Origin of the sequence: Gordonia sp. IEGM753 (assembly GCF_050321825.1) — a bacterium.
GTDB lineage: Bacteria > Pseudomonadota > Gammaproteobacteria > Pseudomonadales > Pseudomonadaceae > Aquipseudomonas.
This window is the reverse complement of the sequence record NZ_JBNQGB010000007.1, coordinates 62147-80324: the sequence shown is the minus strand read 5'-3', so window position 1 is coordinate 80324 and position 18178 is coordinate 62147. Positions and strand designations below refer to the sequence as shown.

The following is an 18178-nucleotide window of genomic DNA, read 5'->3' as shown; positions in this document are numbered from 1 at the left end:
CCGATTAGCGCTTGTACGCCTTCACTTCAGCTTCACGCAGACGCGGGGCCAGCTTGTCGAGTACGCCGTTGACGAATTTGTGGCCGTCGGTGGAACCGAAAACCTTCGCCAATTCGATACCTTCGTTGATCACAACGCGGTAAGGCACATCGACACGCTTCATCAGCTCCCAGGTCGACAAGCGCAGAACGGCCAGTTCAACCGGGTCGAGCTCATCAATGGTGATGTCCAGGCATGGCGCCAGGGCAGCGTCGATTTCCGGTTTATGAGCCGGAACGCCGTGCAGGATGTCGTGGAAGTAGGCAGCATCGACATCACTGAAATCGTTGTCGACCCGGAATTGCGCTTCGATCTCGTTCAGCGACTGCTTGGCCATGTGCCATTGGTACAGCGCTTGAGTCGCGAGCTGACGGGCTTCGCGACGCTTGACGCTTTTCGATGGCTTGCCAGCATCCGCAGGCTTTGGATCGCGCGGGTTGAAACGATCGCTATCGTCGCTAATCACTTGGCCTCCAACTGCGCCAGCAGGCTGACCATTTCCAGAGCGGAAAGGGCTGCTTCAGCACCTTTGTTACCGGCCTTGGTGCCGGAGCGTTCGATGGCTTGCTCGATGGAATCAACGGTCAGCACGCCGAAAGCGACCGGCACGCCGAATTCCATGGACACTTGGGCCAGGCCCTTGGTGCATTCGCCAGCCACGTATTCGAAGTGCGGGGTACCGCCACGAATGACCGCGCCCAAGGCGATAATTGCTGCATATTCGCCTTTTTGAGCAACTTTCTGCGCAACCAGCGGGATTTCGAAGGCGCCAGGCGCACGGATGATGGTGATGTCGCTTTCGCTCACGCCATGGCGAACCAGGGCATCAACTGCACCGCTGACCAGACTTTCAACAACGAAGCTGTTGAAACGGCCTACTACTAAAGCGTAGCGGCCTTTAGGGGCAATGAAGGTACCTTCGATGGTCTTCAGGGTCATTCGTTAGATCTCTTAAAGAGCCGGGACGCGTTTTCTACGCATCCGTTAGTGATATTAGCCACGAATACCAGGCCGGATATACCGCATTGCCGTTCACTTACACCCTGTGGTGAGGGGATTTATCCCCGTTGGACTGCGTAGCAGTCCCAAAACGGGGGCCGCTACGCAGCCCAACGGGGATAAATCCCCTCACCACAATGGATCTAGGTCAACAATGCAGAAAACAACCAGCCGTTATTCGGAGGGCACGTATTCTACAACTTCCAGATCGAAACCGGATATCGCATTAAATTTCATCGGCGCACTCATCAGGCGCATTTTGCGCACACCGAGGTCGCGGAGGATCTGCGAACCGGCACCAACGATGCTGTACGTGGTCGGTTTTTTAACCGCAGTGTTGTCCGCCGTTTCACGGATGTGCGCCAGCAACACGTCGCCATCTAGCGGGTGACCGAGCAGCAACACCACACCACTGCCAGCCTCGGCGACTGCGGCCATGGCGGCGCGCAGGCTCCAGCGGCCCGGTTGTTTGACCATCAGCAAATCGCGTAGCGGGTCCATGTTGTGCACCCGAACCAGCGTCGGTTCATCAGCACAAACGGTGCCCAGCGTCAGCGCCATGTGCACGTCGCCTTCCACGGAATCACGATAAGTCACCAGGTTGAATTGGCCCAGTTCGCTGTCCAGTGGCTGTTCGGCAATCCGCTGAACGGTACGTTCGTGGATCATGCGGTAGTGAATCAGGTCGGCGATGGTGCCGATCTTGATGTTGTGCTCGGCCGCAAACGCTTCGAGTTCGGCGCGACGGGACATGGTGCCGTCGTCGTTCATCACTTCGCAGATCACACCGCTTGGCTCGAAACCGGCCATGCGCGCCAGGTCGCAGGCAGCTTCAGTGTGACCCGCGCGAGCCAGGGTGCCGCCGGCCTGAGCCATCAGCGGGAAAATATGGCCCGGGCTGACGATGTCATCAGCCTTGGCGTCTTTCGCGGCAGCAGCCTGCACCGTGCGTGCGCGGTCGGCGGCGGAGATGCCGGTGGTGACGCCGGTGGCCGCTTCGATGGAAACAGTGAACTTGGTACCAAAACCGGAACCGTTGCGCGGTGCCATCAAGGGCAGCTTCAGCAGTTCGCAGCGCTCACGGCTCATCGGCATGCAGATCAGGCCACGGGCGTGCTTGGCCATGAAGTTGATGTGTTCAGCCTGGCAGCACTCGGCGGCCATGATCAGGTCGCCTTCATTCTCGCGGTCTTCGTCATCCATAAGGATGACCATCTTGCCTTGGCGGATGTCTTCAACCAGTTCTTCGATGCTATTGAGCGCCACAAGGCACCCCCTTGAGTCAGGATTTGAGGTAGCCGTTTTGGGCCAAAAAGCTTTCAGTGATGTTGCTGGAAGTTGGCTCTGCGGCCTTATCGCCCAACAGAAGGCGTTCCAGATAACGTGCCAGCAGATCCACTTCCAGATTCACCCGGCGACCTGGCTGATAGGCAGCCATGATGGTTTCGCTCAGGGTGTGCGGAATGATCGTCAGCAAAAATTCGGCGCCATCGACCGCGTTCACGGTCAGGCTGGTGCCATCGACGGTGATCGAGCCTTTATGAGCGATGTACTTGGCCAGGTCCTTCGGTGCACGAATGCGGAACTCAACGGCACGGGCATTCTCGGTGCGGGTAACCACTTCGCCCACGCCATCGACGTGACCGCTCACCAGGTGCCCGCCGAGGCGCGTGGTGGGGGTCAGGGCTTTTTCCAGGTTGACCGGGCTGCCACTTTTCAGGTCATTCATGGCGGTGCAGTCAAGTGTTTCGCGGCTGACGTCCGCTGCAAAGCCGTTGCCTGGCAGCTCGACCGCGGTCAGGCATACGCCGTTTACCGCAATGCTGTCGCCCAGTTTGACGTCGCTCAAATCGAGCTTGCCGGTTTCTACGTAGACCCGCACATCTCCGCCTTTTGGGGTCAATGCACGAATACTGCCGATGGATTCGATGATGCCGGTAAACATGGAGTCCTCCTCGAGAACAAAGCCAGCGCTATAGCGATGGCCGGGAATTATACGCTCGCTGCTGGCGAAGGGATGGCAGTGACCCGCCAGTCATCGCCAACCGCGCGAATTTCAGTGATTGTGAGCTCAGGCGCATCCTTCATGTGTGCGAGTGGCCAGTCCAGCAACGGCCGCGCCGAGGACCCCATGAACTTGCCGGCGATGAAAATCTGGAACTCATCCACCAGACCTTGCCGGGCAAAAGCGCCAGCCAGGCTCGGGCCAGCCTCGACCAGCACTTCGTTGACGCCGCGATGGGCCAGCTCAATCAGCAATTTGTGCAAGTCGACCCTGCCATCTTCGCCGGCAACAATCAGGCATTCAGGGCCGTTGGCGTGTTGCTCTTCAATGGCCATGCACGTGGCGACCAACGCCGGGCCAGCCTTGAAAAACGGCGCATCGAGCGGTACCCGCAGTCGACCGTCGATCAGCACACGCAGTGGCGGCCGGCTCATGGCCAGCGCCGTTTGTTCGGCGTCCAGGCCCAATTCATCGGCACGAACGGTCAAACGGGCGTTATCGGCGAGCACCGTGTCGGCGCCAGTCAGCACCACGCTGGCCTGGGCGCGGAGTCGTTGCACCGCCGAACGTGCTGCAGGGCCAGTGATCCACTGACTTTCATCGTTCTGCATCGCGGTGCGCCCATCAAGGCTCATCGCCAATTTGACCCGCACAAACGGTAAGCCATGTTCCATGCGTTTGAGAAAGCCCTGGTTGAGTAGACGGGCCTCGCGTTCCAGCACCCCACTTTCGGTGGCGATCCCGGCCTGGGCCAAGCGCTGCAAGCCGCGACCGGCGACTTCCGGATTCGGGTCCTGCATCGCCGCGACCACGCGCGCAACACCAGCATTCACCAACGCATCGGCGCAGGGCGGTGTGCGGCCATGGTGACTGCAAGGTTCGAGGGTGACGTAGGCAGTGGCGCCACGGGCCTTGTCGCCAGCGGCGCGCAAAGCATGCACTTCAGCGTGAGGCTCACCCGTGCGGACGTGCCAGCCTTCGCCGACAATCTGCCCGTCACGCACGACCACACAACCGACTCGCGGGTTGGGGTGGGTCGTGTAATGACCTTTGCGCGCCAGTTCCAGCGCGCGGGCCATGTAATGGGCGTCAAGGATGGCTTGTTCCGGGGTGGTGATCATTCTTTCACCGGCTCACGGGCCAGACGATCGATCTCTTCACGGAACTCGTTGAGGTCCTGGAAGCGCCGATACACGGAGGCGAAACGAATGTAGGCGACTTCGTCGAGCTTCTGCAGCTCGGCCATCACCAGCTCACCGACCACGAGGGATTTGACCTCGCGCTCACCGGTAGCTCGCAGTTTGTGTTTGATGTGCACCAGCGACGATTCGAGGCGTTCCACACTGACGGGACGTTTCTCGAGGGCACGCTGCATGCCGGCGCGGAGTTTTTCTTCGTCGAACGGCTGACGGCTGCCGTCGGTTTTGATCAGGCGCGGTAACACCAGTTCAGCAGTCTCGAACGTTGTGAAACGCTCGCCGCAGGCCAGGCATTCACGCCGGCGGCGCACCTGTTCGCCCTCGGCGACCAGACGCGAGTCGATGACCTTGGTGTCGTTGGCACCGCAGAAGGGACAGTGCATGGTGGCAGGCAACAAAAAAAGGGAGGGCCATGGTAGCGCATCCCCGTGGCAAGACAAGCCATAGGCTTTACGGTATACAGACGGGCTATATAGATTGATCCATGGATGTCACCTTGCTGGAGCCGAAAATGTCCCTGAAACCGCTCGTATTGCTCAGTCTTTTCAGCCTGCTGGTGGCCTGTGGCAGCGATGCGCCCAAGCCTCAGCCGCCGACGCCCGGGCCTGCCCCACAAGCGGCGCAGAAAAAAGCCAAGGAATCGGCTGACCTCGGTCCGCTGCCCGCGTATCAACGCGAATTGAGTGGCACCTTGCAGGGTGTGCCGGCCGGCGCCGAGGTCGAACTCGCGCTGTTGGTGATCGATGACAAAAGTCGTCCGCAGCAGTTATTGGCCAGTTCCAGCCTGATCGGCACCAATCAGATTCTGCCGTTCCACCTGCGTTTCAACCCGGATTCGTTCCCGGTCGGCGCCCGCGTCGAACTGCGTGGTCGCGCCAGCCAGTCCGGCCAGCTGATTTTGCACCTGCCGTCCCAGACCATCACGCAGCCCACCACCCAGGCGCTGGGTCAGCTGCAGTTTGTCAAAGCACCATGATTGCACCGCTTGACCTGCAACAGGCGTTGGGTGAGTTGCTGGGTGATGCGCAGCTGATTGCCTGCGAGCTGCCGGACACCGAGCTCAAGTTGTGGCTGATTGACGGCGATAACATGGACCGCGCGTTCAGCCCCGAAGAAACCCGGCGAATTCTGCATGAGCCGCCGTACTGGAGTTTCTGCTGGGCCAGCGGTCTGGCAGTGGCGCGTTACCTGGCCGCATTTCCGGAGTGGGTCAAAGGCAAGCGTGTGCTGGACTTCGGCGCCGGCTCGGGTGTCGCGGGGATCGCTGCCGTGAAAGCCGGAGCGCTGGAAGTGGTGGCCTGTGATCTGGACCCGCTGGCGATTGCGGCCTGCGAGGCAAATGCGCAGCTCAACGATGTGCACCTCGGCTATTCAACTGATTTTTTCGCCGAGGCTGATCGCTTTGATCTGATTCTGGTGGCCGATGTGCTCTACGATCGGGCAAATCTTCCCCTGCTCGATGCGTTTTTGAGCCGAGGCAAAGAGGCGTTGGTGGCCGATTCACGGGTTCGGGATTTTCGTCACCCGTTGTACCGGCGCATTGAAATGCTGGAGGCGATGACGCTGCCGGATCTGGCCGAACCTGAAGAGTTTCGGCACGTGAGCCTCTACCACGCACGACGCGGCTAAAAAAGCTTCGCGAACAAGTCGAATCGTCGCACCGCCAGACAACACATCATCAACGGCCACCCCGCTTCCGGATGCCCCCACCAAGCCGTATAGTTGCCTCATTCACGCTTCCAAGAGATCCCCCATGAGTCAGGAAACGCCGTACATCTTCGACGCTACGACTGCCGATTTCGACCAGTCGGTGATCGAGAATTCTTTCCACAAACCGGTGCTGGTGGATTTCTGGGCCGAATGGTGTGCGCCGTGCAAAGTGCTGATGCCGCTGCTGCAGACCATCGCCGAGAGCTATCAGGGCGAGTTGCTGCTGGCCAAAGTCAATTGCGATCTTGAGCAAGACATCGTTGCCCGCTTCGGCATTCGCAGCTTGCCGACGGTTGTACTGTTCAAGGACGGTCAGCCGGTCGATGGTTTTGCCGGTGCTCAACCGGAATCCGCGGTACGGGCAATGCTTGAACCGCACGTGCAAATGCCGCCTCCGGCAGCAGCGGACCCTTTTGAGCAAGCACAAGCGTTGTTCGACGAGAGCCGTTTTGCCGACGCCGAAGCCATTCTTCAAGTGCTGTTGGGTGAAGACAACACCAATGCCAAGGCACTGATCCTGTACGCGCGCTGCCTGACCGAGCGTGGCGAACTCAGTGAAGCGCAAACCGTGCTCGATGCAGTAAAAAGTGATGAGCACAAAGCGGCTCTCGCGGGTGCCAAGGCGCAGATCCAGTTCCTGGGCCAGGCCAAGGATTTGCCCGATGCAGCCGATCTGAAGGCGCGGCTGGCGAAAAATCCGCAGGACGATGAAGCGGTGTATCAACTGGCGATTCAGCAATTGGCCCGCCAGCAGTACGACGCCGCGCTGGATGCCCTGCTCAAACTGTTCATCCGTAACCGCAGCTACAGCGAAGGTTTGCCGCACAAGACCTTGCTGCAAGTGTTCGAACTGCTGGGCAACGATCACCCGCTGGTGACCACTTACCGCCGCAAACTGTTTGCTGCGCTGTATTAATCGATCAAAGTCGGGCTATTCGATCCAGCTGTAGAGCGGCGTATCTCCGCCGCTCGACACTTTCACTTCAGGGCTATGACGCAAGCGCACCAGCAGGCGCTTGCCCGACGCAGCACTGCCGGTGAGACCTTCCAGTTGCTCAAGCAAATCCGGCCCGCTCAACTGCCCCGCCTTTCGCAACAAATCCTTGGTGATTTGCCACAGCGCCTCGTCTTGATTAACCGGTTTCGCCGGCACCGCAGCAGCCTCAGGTTTGACCACCTGCAACTGCGCCCCCAGGCGCGCCCAATCGCCGTCATCCAGCTCCAGGGTCAAATCCACCGGCCAGTCACCGATGTTTCCGCGTATCCGCAACATAAGTTTGCTCCCGCATTTTTCTGACTGACATGCTCCCATGGGACTTGTGTAACGCCAAGCGGACGGTCAAACTCTTCGCACTTTCGTTATAAGATCACATAACAAATTATTCATTTTTCTGTTCGGAGAACCGCCATGCGTCGTCTGCTTCTTGCTCTGCCGTTTGCTTTGCTGCCGTTAGCGATTGCCCATGCCGCGGACGAACACGATCATGACCACGAGCACGCCAGTCTCGGCGCTCACGAACATGGCGTAGGCCGCCTCAACGCAGCGCTCGACGGCCAGACGTTGGAGCTGGAGCTGGACAGCCCGGCAATGAACCTGGTGGGTTTCGAACATGCCGCCACCACCGATGCCGACAAAGCCCGAGTGGCCGCTGCTCGCGCGCAACTGGAAAAACCGCTGACGCTGTTCAATCTGCCCAAAGCGGCCGGTTGCGTGGTGTCGACGCAGGAACTTGCAAGCCCGCTGTTCGGTGACAAGGCGGATGCCGACGATGATCACGACGAAGATGCCAAAGACGAAGACGGCCATGAACATCACCATGACCACAGCGAAATTCACGCCCACTATCAATTCAGCTGCTCGGCGCCCGGCGCATTGAAGAACCTGGACCTGGCGAATATTTTCAACACGTTCCCGGCAACTCAGAAAATTCAGGTACAACTGATCAGCCCGAGCGGGCAGCAAGGTGTTGAAGTGACCGCCAAGGCTGCCGCCCTGAAATTCTGACGCATCTTAAAGAATGTGACCGCTTCTACATCGCGAACGCAGTGTGTCAGGCAACTCATAGGTTGAATGTCAGTCCGCATTCGCGAGCAAGCCCGCTCCCACAGGGGTTCACCACTTATCTAACCGGTTGCACATGACCCAAGCACTCATTGAACTGTCCGACCTGGGCTTCGGCTGGCCTGGCCACCCGACGTTACTGGACATCCCGGCGTTTTGTCTGGAACCGGGTGAAACCCTGTTCCTCAAAGGGCCAAGCGGCAGCGGCAAAACCACCCTTCTCGGCCTGCTGGGGGGTGTGCAAACGCCTGATCGCGGCAGTATTCGGCTGCTTGGGCAGGAACTGACTGAGCTCGGCGCCGGTGCCCGCGACCGGTTCCGGGTCGATCACACCGGCTATATCTTTCAGCAATTCAACTTGCTGCCGTTCCTGTCAGTTCGCGAGAACGTGGAGTTGCCTTGCCACTTTTCCAAACTGCGCGCCGCACGGGCGATTCAGCGTCACGGCAGCGTCGACCAGGCTGCGGCCACGCTACTCGCGCACTTGGGCCTCAAGGATCAAAACCTGCTTGCCCGTCGCGCGGATTCGCTGTCTATCGGTCAACAGCAACGGGTGGCCGCCGCGCGTGCGCTGATCGGCCAGCCAGAACTGGTGATTGCCGACGAACCGACGTCTGCGCTGGACTACGACGCACGGGAAAACTTTATTCGCCTGCTGTTCGCCGAATGCCGCGAGGCGGGGTCGAGCCTGTTGTTCGTCAGCCATGACCAAAGCCTGGCGCCACTGTTTGATCGCCATCTGTCGCTGGCCGAACTCAATCGCGCCGCCACCCCGTCCGAGGTCTGAGATGTATTTGTTTCGTCTAGCCATGGCCAGTCTGGCTAACCGCCGTTTCACCGCGATCCTTACCGCGTTCGCCATCGCCCTGTCGGTTTGCCTGCTACTGGCAGTCGAGCGGGTGCGCACTGAAGCCAAGGCCAGTTTCGCCAGCACCATCAGCGGTACCGACCTGATCGTCGGTGCGCGCTCGGGTTCGGTCAACCTGCTGCTGTACTCGGTGTTTCGCATCGGCAATGCCACCAACAACATTCGCTGGGACAGTTTCGAGCACTTCGCCAACAACCCGAAGGTGAAGTGGGCGATCCCGATGTCGCTGGGTGACTCGCATCGCGGCTATCGCGTGATGGGCACCACCGAAGCCTACTTCGAGCATTACCAGTACGGCCGTCAACAGCACCTGGAACTGGCTGACGGTCGCGCCTTCGCCACCGATCCGTTTGAAGTGGTGCTCGGCGCTGAAGTCGCCGATGCGCTGCACTACAAACTCGGCGACAAACTGGTGCTGGCTCACGGTGTGGCGGTGATCAGCCTGGTCAAGCACGATGACAAACCATTCACCGTAGTCGGCATTCTGAAACGCACCGGCACACCGGTAGACCGCACGCTGCACATCAGCCTCGGTGGTATGGAAGCGATTCACATCGACTGGCACAACGGCGTGCCGGCCCAAGGTAAAGGCCGGATCAGCGCCGATCAGGCACGCGACATGGACCTGACGCCGCAAGCGATCACCGCGTTCATGCTCGGCCTCAACAGCAAGATCTCGACCTTCGCGGTGCAGCGTGAAATCAACGAATTCCGTGGCGAACCGATGCTGGCCATCCTCCCGGGCGTGGCGCTGCAAGAGCTGTGGAGTTTGATGAGCACCGCGGAAAAAGCCTTGTTCGTGGTTTCGTTGTTTGTGGTGTTGACCGGTTTGATCGGCATGCTCACGGCCATTCTCACCAGCCTTAACGAGCGCCGCCGCGAGATGGCTATCTTGCGTTCGGTCGGTGCTCGGCCATGGCACATTGCGTCCTTGCTGGTGCTGGAGGCGTTTGCCCTGGCGCTGTCTGGTGTGATCGCGGGCGTGGCGCTGCTTTACGTATGCATCGCTGCTGCCCAAGGTTATGTGCAGGCCAATTACGGCTTGTTCTTGCCGCTGGCCTGGCCAAGTGAATATGAATGGACGCTGCTCGGTGGCATCCTGATCGCCGCATTGCTGATGGGCAGCGTGCCGGCATGGCGTGCCTACCGGCAATCCCTGGCTGACGGCTTGTCGATCCGCTTATAAACGTCTTATGAAGAGGCTGAATATGTCCCGCGCTCTGCTTGCGCTGTTGTTGCTGGTCGCCGTGCCCGTTTGGGCCGCCGCGCCAAAAGACCTGACCTGGTCGGAAATGATCCCGCCAGACGCCGCGCCGGAAGTGCCGAACATGACGCCGCTGCACGATCTGTCGCAGATGAGCAGCGCGTTGTCGGCCGAATCGGCGCCAGCGGCCAAGCAAGACTTGCCAAATGCGCCGGTGGTCAAAAGCCTCGACGGTCAGAACATTCGCTTGCCGGGCTACATCGTGCCGCTGGAAGTGAGTGAAGAAGGTCGCACCACCGAGTTTCTGCTGGTGCCCTACTTCGGCGCTTGCATCCATGTCCCGCCGCCGCCGTCGAACCAGATCGTCCACGTGAAAAGCGAAGTCGGGGTGAAACTCGATGAGCTGTATCAACCGTACTGGATCGAGGGCGCATTGCAGGTCAAGGCGTCTACCAGCGAGTTGGCGGATGCTGGGTATCAGATGAACGCAGACAAGATTTATGTGTATGAGCTGCCGGAGTGAGTCAGGTGTTTTCGGACTGAGGTTCGATAGCTATCGCTAGCAGGCTCGCTCCCACAGGGGATTTGTGTTGATGCGCAAATTCAATGTGGGAGATGAACGCAGACAAGATTTATGTGTATGAGCTGCCGGAGTGAGTCAGGTGTTTGTGGACTGAGGTTCGATAGCTATCGCGAGCAGGCTCGCTCCCACAGGGGATTTGTGTTGATGCGCAAATTCAATGTGGGAGTGAGCCTGCTCGCGATGAGGTAGGCAAAGGTTCCACAAAAATCAGGACCATCACCGTTTCATTGAGCTGCATCAAAAGACCTGATCGTTAGGCGCCTTACCATTGGACATCGAACATTTTTGACGTCCTTTGGAGCCCCCATGCACAAGTCCTTGCTTAGCGCTTCGCTGTTTGCCCTCGCGCTCGCAGCCCCGCTCGCCTACGCCCATGAAGCCGGCGACATCATCGTTCGTGCCGGTGCAATCACCGTCAACCCGAAAGCTGACAGCTCCAGTGTCAAGGTTGACCAAGGCCCGCTGTCCGGTGCCGACCTGGGTGGCAAGGCCACCATGAGCAGCGACACGCAGTTGGGTTTGAACTTCGCTTACATGCTGACCAACAACTGGGGCATCGAACTGCTCGCAGCCTCGCCGTTCGAGCATGACGTGAAGATCAAAGGCACCTCGCTGGGCGCCGCCAACGGTAAACTCGGCACCCTGAAACACCTGCCGCCCACCTTGAGCGTTGTGTACTACCCGCTGGACCATAAGTCCGCGTTCCAGCCGTATGTCGGCGCGGGCATCAACTACACCTGGATCTACGACGAGCACGTCGGCAGCGAAGCCAGCGCCAACGGCTTCAGTAACTTCAAGGCCAAGAACTCGTGGGGCATGGCGTTCCAGGTGGGTGCTGACTACATGATCACCGACAACATCATGCTCAACGCACAAATGCGCTACATCGACATCGATACCCGCGCGACCGTGGAGAACGACGCCGTTGCACCGGGTACCCGGGCTCGGGTGAATGTGGACGTGGATCCGTTTGTGTACATGGTCGGGCTCGGCTACAAGTTCTAAGCCAGCCATGAAAAAGGCGCCTCAATAGGCGCCTTTTTCAGGTCCGCAAAAACTCAGCGCCCCAATAACCGCGCCAGCCCCACGCTCATCGGCGTCTGCTCTGGGTAGGTAAAGCGCTCCAGCAACCGACGGTTGTTCGCCCGGGAGTGACGAATGTCACCGGAACGTGCCGGGCCATAACTGACAGGCGGCAACTCTCCCACTACAGCGCCAAGGGCTTCGAGCATTTGCTTGAGCGTGGTCGCCTGGTTCCAGCCGACATTTACCGCGCCGACTTCAACCTGTGGTTTGTCGATGGCTTGCACCAGCAACTCGACCAAGTCCTCAACGTACACAAAATCTCGCGTTTGCTCGCCGTCACCAAACACGGTGATGGGCAGGCCTTTTTGCGCGCGCTCGCTGAAAATACTGATAACGCCGGAGTACGGCGAGGAAGGATCCTGACGCGGGCCGAAGATGTTGAAGAAGCGGAAAATCACCGGTTCCAACCCATGCTCGCGGCGGTAGAAATCGAAATAGTGTTCGCTGGCGAGCTTGTCCGATGCATACGGTGTGAGCGGTGCTTTGGGGGTGTCTTCATCGATCGACTCACCTTCACCGTTGTTGCCGTACACCGCAGCACTGGAAGCAAACAACACGCGTTTGACGCCCGTCTGGCGCATGGCCTCGCAGACGTTCAGCGAGCCGATGAAATTACTCTGATGAGTCTTCACCGGATCATCCACCGAGGCTTGTACAGAAGCCACCGCAGCGAGGTGCGCCACGGCGCTGCAACCGATCATAGCCCGGGCCACGAGTGCCGCATCGGCGACATCGCCCAGTACCAGCTCGACCTTGGGGTTTTCCAGCGGCAGGTTACTGCGCTTGCCAGTCGAGAGGTCGTCGAGAATACGCACCGAATGTCCCTTGGCGAGCAAGGCATCGGTCAAGTGCGAGCCGATGAAACCGGCACCGCCGGTGATTAAAACTGGGCCGTCAGCCATGGCGATAAAACCTATCCAATAAGCCCGGGAGGGCCGCGCGCCAGGCGCGAGGCTTGATCCCGAACGTGTGCAAAATTTTCTTGCAGGCCAGCACCGCGTGTTGCGGTTCCTCGGCAGCGTCCGGCCGTGCGGCGTGAGCCTGGGCGGTCGGCGCTTCGATAGCCAGCGTGTGCAGGTTGCGCGCTTCGGTGAGAATCGCTTGCCCAAGTGCCAGCGGCGTCGTCGCCTCATGTCCGGCGTAATGATACGTGCCCCACAACGGTGCCGCGCAGTCGAGTTGCTTGAGCACCGAAATAATCACTCGTGCCGCGTCATCCACCGGCGTCGGATTGCCACGACGATCATCGGCCATCAGCAGCTCATCGGGCTGTTCGGCCTGACCAAGAAAGCGTCCCAACGCACCGTCGGGGCTGTCATCGAGCAGCCAGCCGAAACGCAGTAAGACGTGCTGCGGGCAAGTGGCACGAACGCTTTGTTCGATGCGCCACAACGCTTGGCCGCGCAGGCCCAAAGGCACTGGTTCGTCTTTTTCGCTGTAGGCAGTCGCCCGGGAGCCATCGAAAACGCGATAGCTCGAAGGTTGCAGCAGAACGATATTGTGATGCTGGCACAGTTCGGCCAGACGCTCGACGGCGCGTTCTTGCCCAGCCAGACGCTGTTCGCTGACCGTCTCTGCCTGAAACCAGTCGAAATAGTAGGCGAGGTTGATCAACGCGTCTGGACGGGTGTCGTCGAGCAGTTGCGTCAAGCTCGCGGCATCCCAGCCGTCTTGCGGTGGGCGGGGGGCGAGGAAGCCGATGTCTTCCTCCGCACCGAGGCGAATCAGCGCCTGCCCAAGGGCATTTCCGCCGCCCAGTAACATAAGGCGCATTCGCATAGAGTCAGCAGGCCCAGTCTGATTGGAACGATGGCTGTATCGACACCGCCCGTGGGTGATGCCGTTGATAATTGCCAGAATCGTTGCATTTTGCGGGTTTAGTGCGCAACCGTCACCCGTAAAGTGTAGATCGTCGGGATTTGTGGTGCTGTCGCAGGCCTCTTCGCGGGCTGGCACACGCCCACAATGAACGGGTGTGCGCCTCGAACTCCCTGTGGGAGCGGGCTTGCCCGCGAAGAGGCCCTATCAGTCAACGAAGCTCTTGAGCGGTACTTGCAACTTCCCCGCCCCGCCCGCATAAATTACCCCATGAATCTGCCCATCCCCAAGGACGCCGCACTGGCGGGCTTTCACCCCGCTGTCAGCGCCTGGTTCAACACCACATTCCCGACGGTCACTGCCGCCCAGGCCCAGGCTTGGCCGTTGATCCGCCAGCGCCGTTCGACATTGATCGCCGCGCCCACCGGTTCCGGCAAAACCCTCACCGCGTTTCTCGCAGTCATCGACGACCTGGTCCACCGAGGCCTGGAAACTGCAGGCGGATTGCCCGATGAAACGCTGGTGGTCTACGTCTCGCCGTTGAAAGCCCTGTCCAACGACATTCAGATCAACCTGCAAAATCCGCTGGCCGGCATCACCGAACAATTGCGCGTGATGGGCTTGGCGCAGTTGCAGATCAATACCGCCGTGCGCACTGGCGATACACCACAGAAAGACCGCGTGGCCATGCGCAAAACCGCACCGCATATTCTGGTGACGACCCCGGAATCGCTTTACGTGCTGCTCGGCTCCGACTCCGGGCGCAAAATGCTCAGCAGCACGCGCACGGTCATCGTCGACGAAATTCACGCCATCGCCGCCAGCAAACGCGGCAGTCACCTGGCATTAAGCCTGGAGCGCTTGCAGTCATTGTGCGCTGAACCATTGATGCGCATCGGCCTGTCGGCCACGCAAAAACCCATCGAAGCCGTTGCCCGTTATCTGGTGGGGCGGGATCGAACCTGCGACATCATCGACATCGGCCACGCGCGCCCACGGGATCTGGGCATCGAAGTCCCCCCCGTTCCGCTGTCGGCGGTCATGGCCAATGATGTCTGGGAGCAGGTCTATGACCGGCTCGCGCAACTGGCACGCGAACACCGCACCACGCTGATCTTCGTCAACACCCGACGCCTGGCCGAACGCTTGAGCCGCCACCTCAGCGAGCGCCTCGGCAAAGAGGCGGTCGCCGCGCACCACGGCAGCCTGGCCAAGGAATTCCGGCTGGACGCGGAACAACGACTCAAGCGTGGCGAACTCCAGGTACTGATCGCCACCGCGTCGCTGGAACTGGGCATCGACATTGGCGACGTCGACCTGGTGTGTCAGATAGCGTCCCCACGCTCGATTGCCGGTTTTTTGCAAAGGGTGGGCCGTTCCGGACACCAGGTCGGCGGCACTCCCAAGGGCCGATTGTTCGCCACCACCCGTGACGATTTGATCGAATGCACCGCGCTGCTCGACTGCGTGCGCCGGGGCGAGCTCGACACGTTGCTGATTCCCGTGGCGCCACTGGACGTACTGGCCCAGCAAATCATCGCTGAGGTCAGTTGCCAGGAATGGCCGGAGCACGCGTTGCTGGAGATGTTTCGTAACGCCTCGCCCTACGCCTCTCTCGACGACAAACACTATCAAGCGCTGCTGCACATGCTCGCCGAGGGTTACAACGGGCGTCAGGGCCTGCGCAGCGCTTACCTGCATCGGGACGCGGTGAGCCGTACATTACGCGGGCGACGAGGCAGTAAATTAACCGCTGTCACCAGCGGCGGAACGATACCCGACAACGCCGATTACAGTGTTGTGCTGGAGCCTCAGGGCCTGAACATCGGCAGCGTCAACGAAGATTTTGCGGTGGAAAGCATCGCCGGCGACGTGTTTCAGCTGGGTAATACGTCTTACCGAATCCTGCGTGTCGATACCGGCAAGGTTCGGGTCGAGGACGCTCAGGGCCAGCCGCCCACCCTTCCGTTCTGGCTCGGTGAAGCGCCGGGCCGCAGCGCGGAACTGTCGTTCTCCGTGGCGCGCCTGCAGGCGCAACTCGATGACCTGCTGGGCGCCACACCCGGCAACCTGCAACCTGCCCTCGACTGGCTGACCGACACCCTCGGCCTGAACCTCGCCAGCGCCGAACAACTGGTTGATTACCTCGCCCGGGCGCGCCTGACATTGGGCGCGCTGCCGTCGCAGGACACACTGCTGATGGAGCGTTTCTTCGACGAATCCGGTGGTACGCAGCTGATCATCCACACGCCATTCGGCAGCCGCATCAACCGCGCCTGGGGCCTGGCGCTGCGCAAACGGTTTTGCCGCACGTTCAACTTCGAATTGCAGGCAGCCGCCAGCGAAGATGCCATCGTGCTGTCGCTGTCCACCAGCCACAGCTTTGACCTCGATGACGTTTGGCGTTACCTGCACAGCAATAGCGCCGAGCACCTGCTGATTCAAGCCGTGCTCGAAGCCCCGCTGTTCGGGGTGCGTTGGCGCTGGAACGCCGGGGTAGCCTTAGCGCTGCCCCGCTACACGGGCGGGCGCAAAGTGGCGCCGCAAATCCAGCGCATGAAAAGCGAGGACCTGATCGCCAGTGTGTTTCCCGATCAGATCGCCTGCGTCGAAAATCTCGCCGGTGAACGTGAGGTTCCCGAGCATCCGCTGATTGAACAAACCCTCGACGATTGCCTGCATGAGGCAATGGACAGCGAAGGCTGGCTGGCACTGTTGCGGCGCATGGAACGTGGCGAGGTACGCCTGATCAGTCGCGATTTGCCAGCGCCCTCGCCGCTTGCGGCTGAAATCCTCAGTGCCAGGCCTTACACCTTTCTCGACGATGCTCCGCTGGAAGAACGTCGCACTCAGGCCGTCCTCAACCGCCGCTGGACCGACCCGCAATCCACCGACGACCTTGGCGCGCTGGATATCGAGGCCATTCAAGCAGTGCGCGATGAAGCCTGGCCGGCGCCCACCGGTATCGACGAAATGCACGAAGCGCTGATGAGTCTGGCGTGCATCAGCGACGTCGAGGCACAGGCCAACCCACATTGGCTGACTTGGCTGAACGCCCTGGCCGAGCACGGCCGCACCAGCCGTTTGCACATCAACGCCGAACACTCCATTTGGGTCGCACTGGAACGCCTGACCTGCCTGCAAGCCATTTATCCACACGCCACGTTGCAGCCATCGTTGGAGGCTTTGCCTGGGTTCGATGAGGCCTGGGAGTCGGACGACGCCCTATTGGAGGTGATCCGCGCACGGCTTAGCGCTTTTGGTCCGCTGGGGCTGAAATCGATCGCCGAGCCATTGGGTTTGTCAGCCACTGCGGCGGCTCAAGCGCTGGCACGACTCGAAGGTGAAGGCTATGTGCTGCGCGGACGGTTCACGCCCGGTGCCGATCAGGAGGAGTGGTGCGAACGGCATTTGCTGGCGCGTATTCATCGTTACACCGTCAAGCGTCTGCGCCGCGAAATCGAGCCGGTTACGTTGCAGGACTTCATGCGTTTCCTGTTCGACTGGCAGCACCTTTCGGCAGCGACCCAAGGCCAGGGCAACGCGATACTGCCCGCCATTGTCGGCCAGTTCGAAGGTTACCCCGCAGCCGCGTCAGCCTGGGACAGCGACATCCTGCCCGCTCGGCTCAAAGATTATTCGGCGAGTTGGCTGGATGATTTGTGCCGCAGCGGCAAATGGGTCTGGACGCGTCTGACCGCGCCCAACAAGAGCACCGGCACTGCGCTGCGCAGTACGCCAATCTTGTTGTTGCCGCGCACTCAGGTCGGATTATGGAGCGGGCTCACCGAGCAAATACCCGCAAGCGAGTTGTCGCCTAAAACACAGAAGGTGTACCAGGCACTCAGCCAACACGGCGCGCTATTTTTCGATGAGCTGATTCACGAAGCGCACCTGCTGCGCTCCGAACTGGAAACCGCCCTTCAAGAATTGGTGGGCGCCGGCCTGGTCAACGCCGACAGTTTTGCCGGTCTGCGGGCACTGATCACACCGGCCAGCAAACGTCAGAATCGCAGCAGCCGGCGCGGGCGTGGTGCCTACATTGGCGGCATGGACGATGCCGGACGCTGGGCACTCCTGCGACGCGGTGCGGTTGCGCCGGTTGTGGATAACAAACGTCCTGCGCCGACTCCCGCCGATACGCTGGAGCACATCGCGATGACCCTGCTCAGGCGTTACGGCGTAGTGTTCTGGCGCCTGTTGGAGCGTGAGGCGGACTGGTTGCCGAGTTGGCGGGAATTACTGCGCACCTTCCATCGACTGGAGGCGCGGGGCGACATTCGTGGCGGGCGGTTTGTCAGCGGTTTGGCCGGGGAGCAGTTTGCGTTGCCGGAAGCCATCCCGCTGCTGCGCGAAGTACGTCGGCGGCCACATGACGGGAGCTTGGTTGCCGTGTGTGGCGTTGATCCGCTGAATCTGGCGGGCACCTTGCTGCCCGGTGCAAAAGTGCCGGCAGTGGCGAGCAATCGGTTGGTGTATCGCGATGGCTTGCCGGCGGCCGCGCAGATCGCCGGCAAACACGTTGTTTGGCTGGAACTGGATCAGCAAACGGCACTTGAAGTGCAACAGAAACTGATCCGCCATTGATGCGGGCTAACCGCCGCA

18 protein-coding genes are annotated in these 18178 nt (G+C 60.3%); 9 read left to right on the top strand and 9 right to left on the bottom strand.

What is annotated here, in order from left to right; translation table 11 throughout:
• Nucleotides 1-4: 4 nt before the first annotated feature.
• The 6 genes from nusB to nrdR form a co-directional block, all read right to left on the bottom strand.
• Complete coding sequence (gene nusB / locus ACQR3R_RS26020; protein ID WP_428276777.1) at nucleotides 5-505, bottom strand: transcription antitermination factor NusB; 501 nt, start codon at nucleotides 503-505, stop codon at nucleotides 5-7.
• Nucleotides 502-978: a 6,7-dimethyl-8-ribityllumazine synthase gene (gene ribH, locus ACQR3R_RS26015; RefSeq protein WP_003185938.1), complete on the bottom strand. Its 477-nt coding sequence runs from the start codon at nucleotides 976-978 to the stop codon at nucleotides 502-504. Before ribH ends, nusB begins: the two co-directional genes overlap by 4 nt.
• 234 nt (nucleotides 979-1212) lie before the next feature.
• Nucleotides 1213-2304: a bifunctional 3,4-dihydroxy-2-butanone-4-phosphate synthase/GTP cyclohydrolase II gene (ribBA, locus tag ACQR3R_RS26010; protein WP_428276774.1), complete on the bottom strand. Its 1092-nt coding sequence runs from the start codon at nucleotides 2302-2304 to the stop codon at nucleotides 1213-1215.
• Nucleotides 2305-2320: 16 nt separating this feature from the next.
• A complete protein-coding gene (locus tag ACQR3R_RS26005; RefSeq protein ID WP_428276772.1) occupies nucleotides 2321-2983 on the bottom strand; it encodes a riboflavin synthase in 663 nt (220 codons plus the stop codon).
• A gap of 47 nt (nucleotides 2984-3030) precedes the next feature.
• On the bottom strand, nucleotides 3031-4164 hold the full coding sequence (ribD, locus tag ACQR3R_RS26000) for a bifunctional diaminohydroxyphosphoribosylaminopyrimidine deaminase/5-amino-6-(5-phosphoribosylamino)uracil reductase RibD (RefSeq protein WP_428276770.1): 1134 nt from the start codon (nucleotides 4162-4164) through the stop codon (nucleotides 3031-3033).
• Nucleotides 4161-4625, bottom strand: a complete 465-nt coding sequence (gene nrdR / locus ACQR3R_RS25995) for a transcriptional regulator NrdR (RefSeq protein ID WP_003228656.1) — start codon at nucleotides 4623-4625, stop codon at nucleotides 4161-4163. The genes ribD and nrdR overlap by 4 nt, the downstream gene beginning before the upstream one ends.
• Before the next feature lie 128 nt (nucleotides 4626-4753).
• Here nrdR and ACQR3R_RS25990 point away from each other — a divergent pair, with 128 nt between their 5' ends.
• From ACQR3R_RS25990 to trxA, 3 genes are all read left to right on the top strand, one after another.
• Nucleotides 4754-5218 carry a hypothetical protein gene (locus ACQR3R_RS25990; protein WP_428276767.1) on the top strand — a complete coding sequence of 155 codons (465 nt, stop codon included), beginning with the start codon at nucleotides 4754-4756 and terminating at the stop codon, nucleotides 5216-5218.
• Nucleotides 5215-5871 (top strand): 50S ribosomal protein L11 methyltransferase, encoded by a 657-nt coding sequence (locus ACQR3R_RS25985; RefSeq protein ID WP_428276765.1) that lies wholly within the window; start codon nucleotides 5215-5217, stop codon nucleotides 5869-5871. The genes ACQR3R_RS25990 and ACQR3R_RS25985 overlap by 4 nt, the downstream gene beginning before the upstream one ends.
• Before the next feature lie 124 nt (nucleotides 5872-5995).
• Nucleotides 5996-6868 (top strand): thioredoxin, encoded by an 873-nt coding sequence (gene trxA / locus ACQR3R_RS25980; RefSeq protein ID WP_428276763.1) that lies wholly within the window; start codon nucleotides 5996-5998, stop codon nucleotides 6866-6868.
• Between the two features lie 15 nt (nucleotides 6869-6883).
• On the opposite strand, the gene ACQR3R_RS25975 is transcribed toward trxA, so the two are convergent.
• Nucleotides 6884-7225 (bottom strand): hypothetical protein, encoded by a 342-nt coding sequence (locus tag ACQR3R_RS25975; RefSeq protein WP_428276761.1) that lies wholly within the window; start codon nucleotides 7223-7225, stop codon nucleotides 6884-6886.
• Nucleotides 7226-7360: 135 nt separating this feature from the next.
• On the opposite strand from ACQR3R_RS25975, the gene ACQR3R_RS25970 reads away from it, so the two are divergent.
• The 5 genes from ACQR3R_RS25970 to ACQR3R_RS25950 all read left to right on the top strand — a co-directional run bounded on the left by ACQR3R_RS25970 (nucleotide 7361) and on the right by ACQR3R_RS25950 (nucleotide 11674).
• Complete coding sequence (locus tag ACQR3R_RS25970; protein WP_428276759.1) at nucleotides 7361-7957, top strand: ZrgA family zinc uptake protein; 597 nt, start codon at nucleotides 7361-7363, stop codon at nucleotides 7955-7957.
• Nucleotides 7958-8090: 133 nt separating this feature from the next.
• Complete coding sequence (locus ACQR3R_RS25965; RefSeq protein ID WP_428276757.1) at nucleotides 8091-8801, top strand: ATP-binding cassette domain-containing protein; 711 nt, start codon at nucleotides 8091-8093, stop codon at nucleotides 8799-8801.
• A gap of 1 nt (nucleotide 8802) precedes the next feature.
• A complete protein-coding gene (locus tag ACQR3R_RS25960) occupies nucleotides 8803-10068 on the top strand; it encodes an FtsX-like permease family protein (RefSeq protein WP_428276755.1) in 1266 nt (421 codons plus the stop codon).
• Between the two features lie 22 nt (nucleotides 10069-10090).
• Nucleotides 10091-10609 carry a DUF3299 domain-containing protein gene (locus ACQR3R_RS25955; RefSeq protein ID WP_428276753.1) on the top strand — a complete coding sequence of 173 codons (519 nt, stop codon included), beginning with the start codon at nucleotides 10091-10093 and terminating at the stop codon, nucleotides 10607-10609.
• Nucleotides 10610-10975: 366 nt separating this feature from the next.
• Entirely contained in the window at nucleotides 10976-11674 is a 699-nt protein-coding gene (locus ACQR3R_RS25950; protein WP_428276751.1) for an OmpW family outer membrane protein, read from the top strand.
• 53 nt (nucleotides 11675-11727) lie between these two features.
• Here ACQR3R_RS25950 and ACQR3R_RS25945 read toward each other — a convergent pair whose 3' ends face one another.
• Complete coding sequence (locus ACQR3R_RS25945; RefSeq protein ID WP_428276749.1) at nucleotides 11728-12657, bottom strand: NAD-dependent epimerase/dehydratase family protein; 930 nt, start codon at nucleotides 12655-12657, stop codon at nucleotides 11728-11730.
• Complete coding sequence (locus tag ACQR3R_RS25940) at nucleotides 12650-13528, bottom strand: sugar nucleotide-binding protein (RefSeq protein ID WP_428276747.1); 879 nt, start codon at nucleotides 13526-13528, stop codon at nucleotides 12650-12652. Before ACQR3R_RS25940 ends, ACQR3R_RS25945 begins: the two co-directional genes overlap by 8 nt.
• A 315-nt stretch (nucleotides 13529-13843) precedes the next feature.
• Here ACQR3R_RS25940 and ACQR3R_RS25935 point away from each other — a divergent pair, with 315 nt between their 5' ends.
• Nucleotides 13844-18160, top strand: coding sequence for a DEAD/DEAH box helicase (locus tag ACQR3R_RS25935; protein WP_428276745.1), 4317 nt, complete (start codon nucleotides 13844-13846; stop codon nucleotides 18158-18160).
• Nucleotides 18161-18178: the final 18 nt, after the last annotated feature.

Bases quoted from the DNA above. Each gene is read 5' to 3' on its own strand.
- ribH (WP_003185938.1), bottom strand. From the start codon at position 978: ATGACCCTGAAGACCATCGAAGGTACCTTCATTGCCCCTAAAGGCCGC.
- ACQR3R_RS26005 (WP_428276772.1), bottom strand. From the start codon at position 2,983: ATGTTTACCGGCATCATCGAATCCATCGGCAGTATTCGTGCATTGACC.
- ribD (WP_428276770.1), bottom strand. From the start codon at position 4,164: ATGATCACCACCCCGGAACAAGCCATCCTTGACGCCCATTACATGGCC.
- nrdR (WP_003228656.1), bottom strand. From the start codon at position 4,625: ATGCACTGTCCCTTCTGCGGTGCCAACGACACCAAGGTCATCGACTCG.
- ACQR3R_RS25990 (WP_428276767.1), top strand. From the start codon at position 4,754: ATGTCCCTGAAACCGCTCGTATTGCTCAGTCTTTTCAGCCTGCTGGTG.
- ACQR3R_RS25985 (WP_428276765.1), top strand. From the start codon at position 5,215: ATGATTGCACCGCTTGACCTGCAACAGGCGTTGGGTGAGTTGCTGGGT.
- trxA (WP_428276763.1), top strand. From the start codon at position 5,996: ATGAGTCAGGAAACGCCGTACATCTTCGACGCTACGACTGCCGATTTC.
- ACQR3R_RS25975 (WP_428276761.1), bottom strand. From the start codon at position 7,225: ATGTTGCGGATACGCGGAAACATCGGTGACTGGCCGGTGGATTTGACC.
- ACQR3R_RS25970 (WP_428276759.1), top strand. From the start codon at position 7,361: ATGCGTCGTCTGCTTCTTGCTCTGCCGTTTGCTTTGCTGCCGTTAGCG.
- ACQR3R_RS25965 (WP_428276757.1), top strand. From the start codon at position 8,091: ATGACCCAAGCACTCATTGAACTGTCCGACCTGGGCTTCGGCTGGCCT.
- ACQR3R_RS25960 (WP_428276755.1), top strand. From the start codon at position 8,803: ATGTATTTGTTTCGTCTAGCCATGGCCAGTCTGGCTAACCGCCGTTTC.
- ACQR3R_RS25955 (WP_428276753.1), top strand. From the start codon at position 10,091: ATGTCCCGCGCTCTGCTTGCGCTGTTGTTGCTGGTCGCCGTGCCCGTT.
- ACQR3R_RS25950 (WP_428276751.1), top strand. From the start codon at position 10,976: ATGCACAAGTCCTTGCTTAGCGCTTCGCTGTTTGCCCTCGCGCTCGCA.
- ACQR3R_RS25945 (WP_428276749.1), bottom strand. From the start codon at position 12,657: ATGGCTGACGGCCCAGTTTTAATCACCGGCGGTGCCGGTTTCATCGGC.
- ACQR3R_RS25940 (WP_428276747.1), bottom strand. From the start codon at position 13,528: ATGCGCCTTATGTTACTGGGCGGCGGAAATGCCCTTGGGCAGGCGCTG.
- ACQR3R_RS25935 (WP_428276745.1), top strand. From the start codon at position 13,844: ATGAATCTGCCCATCCCCAAGGACGCCGCACTGGCGGGCTTTCACCCC.